Below are 13,082 nucleotides of genomic sequence, written 5' to 3'. Positions count from 1 at the left end.
GGGGTTGGATGAACACCAGAGGCCTGGGAGCCCATTATGCCGGGCGTGCGCGCCTTTACGGGGAACGCCTTCAATTTATCAGGGACAGGGGCGGAGCGTCCCTGCGACTTGACATGGTGCATCCCAACCTGCTTGAGCGCGGCGGGTCTTTACGGATAACTGCTCCCCTAGGGACTATTCCATCTGGTCTTTTCGGTTATCTTAAAACCAACGGAGCTATTGCCGGAGGACGGCTTGATATTGGAAAACTTAGAGAATTATTCGATGTGAGATATGCGTTCCGGAACAGAGAAGAAGGTTTTTATCTTCGTGCCGGAGAAGAAATGAACTCTGCGAACATGATGAGCGCAGTTATAGGAAGGCTGGTGGGGACAAAAGCGCTCGTTCCAAGGTACGGAAAACATGAGGGCTCTGTAATAGACGCTGTTTATACGCTGTTTAGAACTGTTAATGTGAATGACGGGATGTGGCATGAACCGCTTGATGAATGGAACGAAAAGAAAGCGGTGCTTGATGATCGTGGTATCGTTGTAGACCTGAGCGGGTTTGATCTTGGCAGATTTGACCTTGCGGGTATTAATTTCAGAAATATGGTTTTTACCGGCGCAAATTTTACTGGTTCGGACCAAAGCGAAGCGGACCTGTCCTTTTCTGTGGTAAGGGATGTAACGGCAGATCGTGTTGATTATAGAGGCGCTTTTCTTATGAGCGCGGATTTTTCCCGTTCCTCTCTAATGCAGGCTGATTTTGAGGATGCCGTTGCTCCCGGGGCCCGTTTTGACGGCGCGGAACTTATGATGGCAAACTTTTTCAGGGCAATGCTGATAGGTGCTCGGTTTGACGGAAGCTGGCCTTTACTTGAAGGCAGCCTGAGAGACATCATAGAACAAAGACATTGCGGCAAGATAAACGGCTATCAGAGCTATTTGACCGGACTTTCCCGTACTGAGGAAGGGATCGAGAAGCTGAGAAAGTTGGCGGCAGATGGCAGCATGGAATTTGAAATGCGCTGGTTTGGAAGAACTGAGGAAGAGGCAAGGCGCACCTTTGCCCATTTGGTCCGTTGGAAACCTGTGGATAAGATCATAGGATCCTTGATGAGGTCTTATGTTGACAGGATAATTGAAGCGGAAATGAGGTACTCTTTTCGCGGAGAGGCGCTGCCGGATCTTGAAGACGTAGACTTTGAACCCGCTTCTCCGTTGTTGTCAGGTTTTAGTATTTAAAATCCGGAAAAAATCCCCATGAGGTCAGATAAGGCAGGGTCGAAGTGATGGGGTTGACAGGGTACTCAATTATCCCAAAGGCTTCTTTTGTGAGTCTGCTGATATGTTCAATGTCGGTGTTGTAAGTATATCCGGGAGAGGTAGCAAACCCGGCCAGCCGTATATTAAGTCCGTAGTGGTAGATCAGCCTGATGATGTCTTCCATTTCTTTGTCGGCCTCTGCAGCGCCCATTCTGTCAAAGTGATCAAAGTCCAGAGAGAATCCAATTTCAAGTTTATCCGCCGGCAGCCCCGTTGCCTCCAGCGCTGTCAGGAGCGGTGCGGCAAACTCCTGCGCTTTGAGCCCGGCTGTGGATATGGCGCTTCCCGCAAGTCTTTTTGAAAGCAATACTCTCATCCAATTGGATGAATCGGCAGCCTCATGTGCGCTGCCGAAATTGTCGGGATGCTTGTCAAAATTAAGGACAAATCTGTAGGGAGCGCCTTTTGTTAATAAACGACTGAGTTGAGGATGGTCAACAGCTCCCAACATACCCACATGTTCGGTAAAGAATAGAGAAGGAATAAGAGTGCCTCTCATCTTGAGAGCCCTGTCAAAATAGTGCCCTTGAAAACACCGGTCAGGCCTTATGGCATCAACTGCTTCAATAAGGCTGATAGTGCCGCTGCAGAGGCTTTTTGCAAAAGCATGGTTGCAGGCTCCCGAGGACCCGCAGGGTTTTGTGGTCCCGGGAATAGAGGCTTTAATTCTTGTCCTGAAAGCAAGTTGAGGTACGGCCAGGGCAAGTGCGGGAGCGCATGCGCATTTCATATTGATTGATCGTAGAAGATAAGCCGGGATTTCATGAAAAATGCCTCGATAAAATAATATACTGCGGCGGAAGCCGGGTTCAGTTTTTTTGATAGAAAGAGTGCATATGCCGGGAGCAATAGAACTAAGATCGAGAATGGACGGGATCCTAAAGAGCGAGCTGCCCTTGCGCCTCAATATGGCCAGGGGAAGGGATGTTCCGCTGCTTTGCGGCGACCTTATCTTTCCCGAGGAAGCCCCGGTCTACCGCCAAAAATTCTCGCCCTTTATCGTGGATGTGTACAATAGGGTCCTTGGCGGCGAGATCTCAAGATTCCCCAGGGATTTCTGGACAGGGGCACAGGGCTTTGCCAACTCTATTGTCTGCATAGACCACGGCATAAGGAACATCCTGGGGCTTGTGATGAGCGAAGACCCCCTGTTGATCGATCCAAGGCTTTTCCGGGAAGGACAGGGAGCCTTTCTGGCCGAAACGGTCACAGCACAGGACAAGAACTGGCAGAACCTTTTTATGCAGATAAAACTCCTTGGAGCTGTGACCAGGGTTCCTGAGCATCAGCAATCATGCGCTACCGCGTTTTTCAATACTTATCCATGGGCTTTTGATCTTAACACGGAGGAAAGAAACCATCTGCATCCCTGGGACTTTATCCAGAGAGATATGTGGAGGGATGAGAAGGGCTATGAGATGGGAATAACGGCTGTCAGGCATGGGCTGGAAAGGCATGCGGGACTTAATATGGACGAGGCTAACTGTTCTATTGATAGCCGCCTTTTTCCGGAACCGGGCTCAAAATTTCCAGAGCGATATACGGCTTTGCCAAGGGTCTTTGGTTTCAGCCAGTGGATAGACCTTTTTTCGGAGTTGGGTTTGGCGGGCGCCATGCAAGGTGTTCCGGCTTTCGAAAGAAAACATTCCTGCGCCCTGTACCATGCTTATCCCTGGGCTTTTGATCTTGATACAGAAGAAGGCAGCCATCTGCATTTCTGGGATTTTGTTCAGGTGGGCCTTTGGGAAAGCGGGCTTGGACAAAGCCTGGTCGAAAAATCCCTGCGCCATGTTCTGGAGTCGCATCTGGGGCTCAGGATGGTCCCGCCCGGAGATAGAGGGCCTGAACAGTTCTATATAGACGAGAGGCTGCTTAAAGGCAGAATGGATCTCTTTCTTGCGGAAAACGGCGTCTCTACCTGGCCGGACCTTATTAACGAACATATGATGTTCCTCAGGGCGATAAGGGAGGATCTGCCGGATTTTCCCAAAGACATTGCAGGTGTATTTCAATTGCTTTATCCTTGGGCTTTTGACCTGTCAACTCCCGAGGACTGTCACGCGCATCCGTGGCAGGTGGCCCTTGAGGCAAGATGGTACAGCGCTGTTGGAGAGATGGACCTGAACAGGATCGCTGCAGCCTTGAGGCACGAAGTGGACAGAGAAGGGTGGGATATCTCCCGGCTTGCGGAAAAAGTGACGCCGTTATGGCTTAAGGAGTCCGGACTGGGAGGGATCCTTGATATCTTTGGAAGGGTTGTGGACCTTATCAAGGCCGTGTATGCGGATGATTACGGTTCTGCCGCAGCCCTTGAGGCCGGTTTTAGAGGCCTCCACGATATGGCCGAAGATGTCCGCGCGCGCACTATTTCTTCCGGTGTCTACTATGACCAGCAGATAGCCAGGGTCAACATCGGCGGAACTCTTTATACTTTGCCCGGGGAATTTGCAGGCATGGTGGCAAAAATGATCGGCGGCAATATGATAGGGGTGATGCGCGCTGTTGATGTTGACGGAAAAAAGGATCTTGTCCTGGTCGCTACTTTTGAGGCAGCGCCCCGAGGAGCCAGGACTGCTTACATAAAGGGGGCCGACCTTACAAGGATTTGACCTTTGCTAGAACAGCCTGGTTGGCGGTTCGTAAGGAACAAGGTCTGCATCCGGTTTCTGAGGGTGGGCCATCGCTATTATCCCGAATTCTTTCTTCCAGGCCAGTTTAAAAGTATCTGACGGCATGATGCCGATATTGAATTTTCCGTCCTTTCCGATGGGGTCATAGTAAACAATATTGCCGTCCTCTGCCTTTATGACATGCACGGCATGCGGGCCAACCTGCGTAGAGATGACCGCGACAAATCCCGGTGCGAGCTTGCCGCAGAGAGTTTCGATCGTAAGATCGCCGATCTCATAATGTTCAAAACTCACCTTCTGCGTGCCGCCCAGGCAATTTGCGATATAGCGAACCTCTGCCATTGTAAGGCCGGGTGTCCTATGTCCGGTTTCAGACAACGCGTTTTGTTTTCCAAAGCGGTGCGGCCTGTGCTTTATCAGCAAGCCGGCGGTAAAATAATCCAAGTCGCGGTATGAGTTCAGGGAATATTCGGAGCGCAAGGCCTCGAATTTCCCGCAGGATTCAAACAGCGAGAGAACGGCATACAGCCCGCAAACAGTGGAAAACTTTCCCTGGGACGAGGCCTTAACTGAATCAAAAACGGCATTGTTATCTTGTTCTCCGGGCAGCGGGAGGTCTGTTTCTTCAAGAAAATCAAGCGCGCAGCCAAAACCTTTGCCGTAGATATTTTCTACGGTTAGAGGCAGCTTTTCTTCAGCCGTTCTAACCCTTAGGTATGCAGCCAGCTCTTTTTTCCAGCGGGGCCACTCTTCAGGGGTCATCGTTGAGCCAAGCTTCTTCTGTGTGAGGTCCGTTATGGTTTCCGTGAAAACGCTGCTGCTAACCTCGAATCCGCTCACATAAGTCTTAAACAGTTCTCTTTTGTAAGAAGGCTCAGTTTCAAAACGATCTATGTCTTTTTGCGTCACTAAGGTCGGGTCATTGGACCTTTCATACAGATCTCGCACCGCCGCCTTTTCCTTCTCCGTTGCGCATCGCTCCAGAAGCAGGTCTCTCAATGGCTTCCTTAATCTGCCCCGAAAAATGTATCCGGTCTTCTGCGATCTTGAGAAAAGATCGTCAAAAAAGCGATAGGCGGCGTCTTTGTTGTCGGAGTCCGAGTAGTATTCCTTGAACAGCGCCAGAACCTCCATTTCCATTTTTCCCTGTATAGCCAGTCTTCCGTTATCGATGTAGGCTCCTCTGCCGCCTCCGTATACAAGCCCCGAAAACTGGTTTTCTTTTATTGTGTTGCTGTGCTTTGGGATCGGGAGTTCCGAGACAACATTTTCGCTTGTACAGTTCAGCTCCGGATAGCAACCTATTTCTATCCGGTGGGTTTTTTCGTCAAGGATCATGTTGCTCCTGATCTCCTGGTATCTGTCATTCGGCACGGTCTCTATGCTTATCCCCAGTTTTTGCAGAAGTTCTTTTCTTGATCCCTCTATGAGCTCGAAGAGATCGTTCCTGCCGGCTTTTGACACAGAAGAAGGGTACTTTAGCATATTAGCTATTTTTCCAATACGTCCCAAAATTCCTTCATCTGCTGCGTTCGCCTCTACCTCTATGTTGTTTGTGCTTATCATGTCGGAACTTATGCAGGGTGTTTTTGAATTGGCAAGCGCTTCCCAGAGGTAGGCGCGGACCTTTTTGCAGTCCCTTTCGGTAAGGCCTGTGTTTTTGGGGTTAAATTCCCGTATTTCCCCGCCATCTATTTTTTTATCCGAGGATATCTTTTGCCAGTACCCGTTATTTACAATTAAATCGCTCATCTATTGGCTTATCGTTGGTTGGGGACATATTCTTGCGCGCAAAAAGCAGCCGCTTTTCTGCCGCCGGAAATGCATAGAGTTTTTTCGATGCATCGTTTTCCCTGCCGGCTGCGAATTATATTTGGAGACGTTAATGAAGAAATATTTTTCGGGGTTCGTTTAGGATGAATCACGGGGGTGTTTACCTTGAAAGTTTTCCTTAGGCATTAATGTGAAAAGGATGATATCTCCCCTCATAATTCCCGATAATTATTTAGAGGGGGTTAAGTATTTAAATGGGTGATAATGTTAAAGGTTCGTCCGTTAACCCCGGACTGATTTCAAGGATGATGCGTTGCCGTTTGGGAGCTGAGCATGGATTTCTTGACAGAAACCATCCTCTTATCCCTTATCCGGAAACTGTGCTTAACAGGTTGTCCATAGCAAACCCGGGCATTACTCCAAGGTTGTTTGTTCTTGAGCATGGGAGAGAGATAAACTGTTTTGCTCTTCCTGATGCAAGCGTGGTGGCGACGGTAGGGCTGTTTAATGCAGTTAGAACAGAGGATGAACTTGCGTTTGTTTTTGCCCATGAGCTGACCCATATCTCAAATAGGCACGGCCAGATCTTTTGCAGGGATATTATTGATGGTAAGTGGTCTATTTCGCAAGCCACGGGAAGAAAAAGAATTCATGAATATGAAGCTGACCTTGGGGCTACTGCCTCTTGGCTTTCCAGGTCAGGCTATCATCCGCTGGCGGGTGCCACATTTTTAGAAAACCTTCAGAATATGATCCCTGCTGGTCGTACATCCGGCTGGGATACTACTCATGGCGATCTTGCTGATCGCAGGCTCAATATCCTTTCTCTCAGATTGTTCCTGGACCTCAAAGGGATAGAAGGCCTGCATACCCCGATAGATCCGGGCTGGTCGCTGTTGGTAACGGATTACCTGTCAAACCTGGGCGATAACAATCCCTACAAAAGGATTCGCCAAAATATCCTTGACAGCGCTTTAAGCCCCGTTGCCACCGACCTTGATAAACTCTGTTCAAATGCTGTAAATGGTTCTGATGAAGACTGGACAAGGATAAACCAAGTCCTCTTGGAACTATACGAAGATCTCGACAGGGAAATTAAAAGATGCAAGGCTGTTGAGCCAAATCGAGAAAAGACGACAACTTTTGATTTAGGTTTGAGTCCGTACAAAATTAGACTGGAGAAAAGTCCTGCTTTGTACAGAAGACATTTGGGGAGTGCAAATCTAATCGTTGATAAACTGTTTAGAGAAATGAGTTCAAGAACGGGGGACGCCGATAACAGCGAAATGAGCGCTTTTCTTATAGCTGTCCTGTATTTTGGGTCTGACATACCTTTTTTCTCGCTTATGAGCCACGGTATCCAATCGCTAGACTACCGCTTAAGCAACGGTACATATGTTGGGCAGGCTGCCACCGAGTTTTTATTGGACGAAGGCATAGAAGGATTTGCCAGGCTGCTTGACCCGGAGCGTTTCAGGCAGGCAGGAGTACCTTATCTTTCATATTCGGACACAGCCGAGCAAAAGGCCGTATGGTTCATGAACTACTGTGCCGGGCAGGCGGAACTGTTTTATGATCAAGGAACCGGCGAATTCGTTCCGGAAAGATATTTTAGGGCATCAATGGAATTGTTTAAAGTCTTGAACGGGTTGTATCACGCGATTAACGGTGAAGCCTTGGACGAAGCACTGATGGTAAAGCTGACCAGATCTAACATGCTTAGATACGCATCTTTAAAAGATACATCCGATTTTTTTGGCATGAGCCAAGCACAGGGTCTCCGGCTTTTGACAGCTTTCGCTTTTGAAGGCAGCGACCCAGAAAGGATGGCCTTGCTGCAAGAAGAACTGGGGCCTTTTAATGCGAACGGGACAGATCCATGCCGCACTCTATCCTCATGCATCATAAATAGATCGTCCGATAAGGATAAAGACAGCTGGCTTGCTCCTTATCTGGAGCAGTTCAGCCCGGAAAACCTGGTCAGGGATCTCAAAACATTGTTGTCCGATGTCTCCGAGGATGCGGCGTTTAACATAGTTGATTGGGTTTGCGTTTTCTTTTTGGATAATGAAGAATTGTCCAGGATAATAAGCATGGATTTTCTCGAAGGGCTTGCCGGTGTCATTTCCAAGTATGTGCCTCTGCATGATAAATGCGTAAGGCTAATGATGTTAGTAAGAGATGTCTTTGTGACAGCTTGCGTCCGCCAATGCCCGCTGGATGATGATTTTATGCAACATGCTGCCCGGTTAACGGAACTTATCTATTCTTTGAGACCCGATATTACCCCCGAACAATTGTATGGTCAAGGCGATCATAGTATTTCTGTCCCGCTGCTTCATTTTTGCATAATAGATGATGCCTTACGGGCTATTGATGCAGAAGGTTTTGATGCCTGCTTTGCTAAACTGGGCAGAGTGCTGTCCCTGATACCTTTTGATGCCAGAAGAGCTGCTCTCTATGCCATTGAGAACGAATTGGTCGAGCCGGATTTTTATTCCCGTCTTGCTTTTAACATTCAGAACCTGATAAAGAGGCTTTTGCCAAAGGCTGAAGGTTGTCCCGAAAGGATGCTGACCCTGAGCCGCCTGTTCATGGACGCGCAGAACAGGGCCTGTGTTGCTGATCATGCAGTTTTTCAAATGATATCCGGTGGCGGATTCGAAGATGCCTGCGATCTGCTGTTTGGCAGAGACGCTTCGGGAATGGAACCCCAATGAATCATACTGGGAGGGTGGGGCTATACTCTGGTAATCGATATGGCAGGATAGGGGCAGGGTTTGGATATCTCCCCGCATCTTCGCGCCATCTGGTAGAAAATATGGCCAGGACCCCGGGACAGTTAGAATTAATAAAGAATCTTGCCACAGCACAATACAGGTCTGATACAGCCGCCCACTTAACGGGTTTAAGCATTGCTTTGGAAGGATTCTTTAAATTTGCTTTTGATAATCCCACAAAGCTCATGATTGCCGCTCTGGAATCCAGAAGAAGCGATGCTCTTTTGTACAAATTGGCAGCAGACGAATGGTTTGAGAGAATGGTAACTAGTGGGCCTCTAAAAGAAATATGCGACCCTTATGTTATTGACTATTTTGACACCCCTAACGCGCTATCCCAATGGATGGAGGAAAGATCTACGGACAATCTTTTCAGAAATCAATTGGATGTTGGTTTGGCTAAACAGGGAGTTCCGGTTTACGGGCGAAGGGATCCCGCACACTTTTTTACAATAGATGAGACGGTGGAACGATTGTATGAGAGCAGCCTTGCGGCCCGCCACATCATAGTGAGGGAGCTTCTTACCAACAGGAGCAACGGGCTTTTGATCAGGTCCGAAGAAATGCAGCAGATTTTTGAACTCTTCATGTCCGTGCATGTGGATGTGGAACAAGATCATCTTCCGGAGATAGGAAGGATCACCCGTGCCGTACTTGCTTCCGGTTCATTAGAAGACCAGTATTTTTTCTTTGCTCCTGTATTGGCCAGAAACATGTTCATAAGACCGTCAGTTAGCAGTGTCACACAAAATGGACTGATCTCCGAGCGTGTTAATGTGCTTTTCAGAGGTTCAAATGACCGAATTTTAGATAAACTTATTAGGTTCGATGGCTATGCCGGCGATTATGGCACATATCGGGAAGCATTGGTGAGAAAGATCTCTGGATATGCTTTTTCGGGATTTGCTTCTCTAAATAGAGATGATCGGATCCATGGGTTGTTTGGCGAACAACAGGCATATGAGTCTCTTCCTGCGGAATTTAGAATGGTTCCGGGCGCTCCCCCTATAATGACAGAAATAGCGGCAATAAGAGAGTTGGCGGAACAGTTCGGGTCGCTAGGCTGCCGCTTTTTGCAGCTGTTGGGACAGTATGCTGATATTCCATCAGAAATGAAGGAAGAATTCTCAAAAGTCTATGACAGGGTCCAGGGGCAGTCAAAGCTGACGGCGTGGGAGACCATAAAAAGGGAAGCCCCGGAACTTATTGGCCCTAATGATGAGATAGGAGACCTGATAGGGGGAGGTTCTCTTGTCAGCGTTTACTCGGTAAAAAAGGGGGACGGGGATGAATATGTTCTGAAGGTCCTTTATCCGCAGGCAAGGTACAAAGTACTGGAAATGACACAATGGTTTGATCGGGCACTGGAAATTTTGATAGAAAGCTGTCCCGGCAATATGACCTATAGAATGATCAAATATTCTCTTCTGCCGGACCTTACCGAGTGGCTGCTTAAAGATATCGACGATGAAAAGTTCGGTGAAAATGACATAAAATTCAGGGGCCGTTTCAATGGATTCAGGCCAGATGGGTTTTCTTGTTCCATTTACATACCCGAAAGCCTAGAGCCGAGCACAAAATACCTTAAAGCGGAAGAATATGTTCCGGGAACCAACCTGACCGAATTAAAGATAGGACAAGTGACCGACTTTGCGGCAGGAGTCGTGTCTGAAGAGGACCGAAAGCAGATAGTGAGCTTGATAGTCAGGAATTACCTGGCACAGATAACAGATGTACTGGGACTGGTCCATTCCGATGCACACGAGGGCAATTTCAGGGTCATGCCGGATGGCAATGTGGCAGTGCTTGACAGAAACTTGTACCTCGAACTTGACGGAAACGACAGGGACTTTGTAAAAAGGTTCACTTCCTTGCCGGTTTCTTCTAATCTTGAGATTATAGCACATTCCAAGATCAGGATATTGCTGAACTATCTGGTCTCTCTGCAAGAAAACGCGGCTTTATCCGGAAAGATCACGGAATTGGAAGGATTAATTAATGGGGTCTTCTCGACTCCTGAAAAACTAAAAACGCTCCTTTCCTTTGAGGGAGTGTCCGAATTGCTGGTCTTATTGAAAAGGGAAGGCATGTCCGTGCCTTTAAATCTGACTCTGCTGCTCAAGAACCTGAATGCTTTGAACCGCCTATCAACTAGTGCAGGTTTTTCCGGATTGGCCGAAGCGTCTTTGTACAACCCCAAGCCAAATTTGCTACAACGAGCAGCAGGGGCTGCGGTAAGAAGCCTTTTCAGATAGAATTCCTTCCCGATTTGAAAACTGTTAGAATGGGATATGTTCCCCAATTTGAAAATAAGCACCTTTCATAGTAGAATTAGTTCTCTATGAAAGAAACGGCAAAACATACCCGCAAAAGCATCAAAAAACTCTTTATTTCCGTCATCGGCGAGAGCCAGGCTTCAAAAAAGAATTATGAGGCTGCCGAAAAAGTGGGGGAGCTTCTTGCCAAGCACGGGGCCGTCGTCTTTTGCGGCGGGACCACCGGGGTGATGGAGGCCGTCTGCAAAGGCGCAAAAAGGGGCGGAGGCCTTACCATAGGGATACTTCCAGGAAGCAAAAGGTCTCATGCCAATAAATATGTCGATATACCTATCCCGACCGGGGTAGGATACGCAAGGAACAAGTACGTGGTAAAATGCGGCCACGCGGTCATTGCAATAGGAGGAAGCTACGGCACCCTTTGCGAAATAGGCTTTGCCCTGGGATATGAGATCCCGGTCATTGGACTTAACACCTGGCTGTTCGAAAAAAAAGGCCACAGGAAAGCTCCTATCTTATATGTGAAGACCCCGGAGCGGGCGGTTGCCATGGCCATCAGGCAGGCGCGCAAGCACAAATGAAAAAAGACGCAGGCGTGGTGGTGTGCCTTAATCCCCGGCACAAAGGCTGCAAACCCGTAAAGATCGGCAGGGGGCAGAGTACAAAGGTTAATGCCAATATAGGCACCTCACAGGGTTTTAATTCGCTTGACAAAGAGCTCAAAAAACTGGATGTCTGCGTTGAGGCAAAAGCGGATGCCGTTATGGACCTCAGCACCGCCGGAGATCTGGACAGGATAAGATCTTCGATAATCAAAAATTCCCCTCTTATAGTCGGAACGGTCCCTATCTATCAGGCAATGGTGGAGGCCGGCTCGGTCAAAGACCTTACGGCTGAGCACATATTTGAGGCGGTAGAAAAACATGCCTCTGACGGCGTCGACTTTGTCACTGTACATTGCGGGGTCAACAGAAAGATCGCGGAGATAGTAAAAAAGAAAAAAAGAGTTACCGGCATTGTTAGCAGGGGAGGGGCGTTCTTGTTTGCCTGGATGCAGTATCATAAAAAAGAGAACCCTCTTTTTGAACAGTATGACCGTTTGCTTTCCATATTAAAGAAGTATAAGGTGGTTTTAAGCCTGGGTGACGGACTCCGCCCGGGTTCGCTGCATGATGCCGGAGATGCGGCGCAGATGGGAGAGTTGAGAGTCCTGGGGCGCCTTGCGGAAAGGGCCAGGCAAAAAGGCGTGCAGGTGATCATAGAGGGGCCCGGGCATGTTCCCATAAACCAAATAGTTGAGCAGATGGAAATGGAGAAAAAGATCTGCGGAGGGGCGCCCTTTTATGTGCTGGGGCCTCTTCCCACTGATATTGCCGCAGGCTATGACCACATTACTTCGGCTATCGGAGGGGCCCTTGCTGCCGCAGCCGGCGCTGATTTTTTATGCTATGTTACACCTGCCGAACATCTGGGGCTGCCTACCGTCGAGGATGTAAGAGAAGGTATCATAGTATCAAGAATAGCGGCGCATATTGGTGACATTGCTAAAAGGGTGCCGGGGACCGCTGACCGGGACATGGAAATGTCAAAGGCAAGGAAGAAATTGGACTGGAAAAAGCAAATGGCGCTTTCTATCGATCCAAAGAAGTTCAAAGAGATGTATACTTCACGCTCCCCCCATAACAGGAAGAAGGTTTGTACCATGTGCGGAAAATACTGCGCTATGGATGTGATGGACAGGGCAGTCAGGGGTTAGCGTTTGGACCTCACCGCTTTTGTTCTATTGATTATCTTTTTTAACATTGCCTCTCCTAAAAGGAGAGGGGTTCTGGCGGATGGGCCTAAGTCCCTCTCCCTATGGGAAAGGAGATAAATTGTATATACTACCGATCCAAGTGAGGCGAAGGGTATTATAACCGATGAAGGAAATCAAAAAGAAATTCGCAAGATATTTAAGGAAAGCCGAGACGATTGCGGAAAGAATAGCATGGTCCCATCTAAAAAACAGAAGATTTAACGGCTTAAAATTTCGAAGGCAGCATGTTGCAGAAGGTTTTATCCCGGACTTCTTATGCAAAGAAATAAAACTGATTCTTGAGCTGGATGGTTCATTTCATGACAATAGAAAAGAATATGATCTCGAAAGACAGTCTATCTTAAGGTCCAAAGGTTATCGTGTTGTTCGAATGCGAAATAATGAAGTCAGCAGATACAGAAAAATATTTCACAATAGACTTCAAAAAAAGATCGAGCTGCTAAGCCAGGATTCCTCTCCCTCTGGGAGAGGGGCACAGCTATAGGATATAGGGAATCAAA

9 protein-coding genes are annotated in these 13,082 nt (G+C 48.0%); 7 read left to right on the top strand and 2 right to left on the bottom strand.

From position 1 onward, the window contains the following. Nucleotides 1-8: 8 nt before the first annotated feature. Nucleotides 9-1,226, top strand: a complete 1,218-nt coding sequence (locus tag WC490_02370) for a pentapeptide repeat-containing protein (protein MFA5097457.1) — start codon at nt 9-11, stop codon at nt 1,224-1,226. Here the strand turns inward: WC490_02370 and WC490_02365 are convergent. Next, nucleotides 1,216-2,037, bottom strand: a complete 822-nt coding sequence (locus WC490_02365; GenBank protein ID MFA5097456.1) for a hypothetical protein — start codon at nt 2,035-2,037, stop codon at nt 1,216-1,218. The two genes, WC490_02370 and WC490_02365, sit on opposite strands and share 11 nt — an antisense overlap. A gap of 106 nt (nt 2,038-2,143) precedes the next feature. Here WC490_02365 and WC490_02360 point away from each other — a divergent pair, with 106 nt between their 5' ends. Continuing rightward, nucleotides 2,144-3,916, top strand: a complete 1,773-nt coding sequence (locus WC490_02360) for a hypothetical protein (GenBank protein MFA5097455.1) — start codon at nt 2,144-2,146, stop codon at nt 3,914-3,916. Nucleotides 3,917-3,922: 6 nt separating this feature from the next. Here the strand turns inward: WC490_02360 and WC490_02355 are convergent, their stop codons facing one another. After that, on the bottom strand, nt 3,923-5,689 hold the full coding sequence (locus WC490_02355) for a hypothetical protein (GenBank protein ID MFA5097454.1): 1,767 nt from the start codon (nt 5,687-5,689) through the stop codon (nt 3,923-3,925). A gap of 275 nt (nt 5,690-5,964) precedes the next feature. Between WC490_02355 and WC490_02350 the strand changes: the two genes are divergently transcribed. The 5 genes from WC490_02350 to WC490_02330 all read left to right on the top strand — a co-directional run bounded on the left by WC490_02350 (nt 5,965) and on the right by WC490_02330 (nt 13,066). Further along, complete coding sequence (locus WC490_02350) at nt 5,965-8,430, top strand: M48 family metallopeptidase (protein MFA5097453.1); 2,466 nt, start codon at nt 5,965-5,967, stop codon at nt 8,428-8,430. Next, entirely contained in the window at nt 8,427-10,745 is a 2,319-nt protein-coding gene (locus WC490_02345; protein ID MFA5097452.1) for an AarF/UbiB family protein, read from the top strand. Before WC490_02350 ends, WC490_02345 begins: the two co-directional genes overlap by 4 nt. A gap of 86 nt (nt 10,746-10,831) precedes the next feature. Further along, complete coding sequence (locus WC490_02340; GenBank protein ID MFA5097451.1) at nt 10,832-11,347, top strand: TIGR00725 family protein; 516 nt, start codon at nt 10,832-10,834, stop codon at nt 11,345-11,347. After that, nucleotides 11,344-12,522, top strand: coding sequence for a phosphomethylpyrimidine synthase ThiC (thiC, locus tag WC490_02335; protein ID MFA5097450.1), 1,179 nt, complete (start codon nt 11,344-11,346; stop codon nt 12,520-12,522). Before WC490_02340 ends, thiC begins: the two co-directional genes overlap by 4 nt. A gap of 163 nt (nt 12,523-12,685) precedes the next feature. Next, the gene (locus tag WC490_02330) at nt 12,686-13,066 is read left to right on the top strand and encodes an endonuclease domain-containing protein (GenBank protein MFA5097449.1); all 381 of its coding nucleotides are present in this window, start codon (nt 12,686-12,688) and stop codon (nt 13,064-13,066) included. The last annotated feature ends 16 nt before the right edge of the window (nt 13,067-13,082 follow it).

The sequence above is a fragment of the Candidatus Margulisiibacteriota bacterium genome, assembly GCA_041650635.1.
Taxonomy (GTDB): Bacteria; Margulisbacteria; WOR-1; order JAKLHX01; family JBAZKV01; genus JBAZKV01.
The sequence above is the reverse complement of the archived record's forward strand: the minus strand, read 5'-3'. Positions and strand labels throughout refer to the sequence as shown.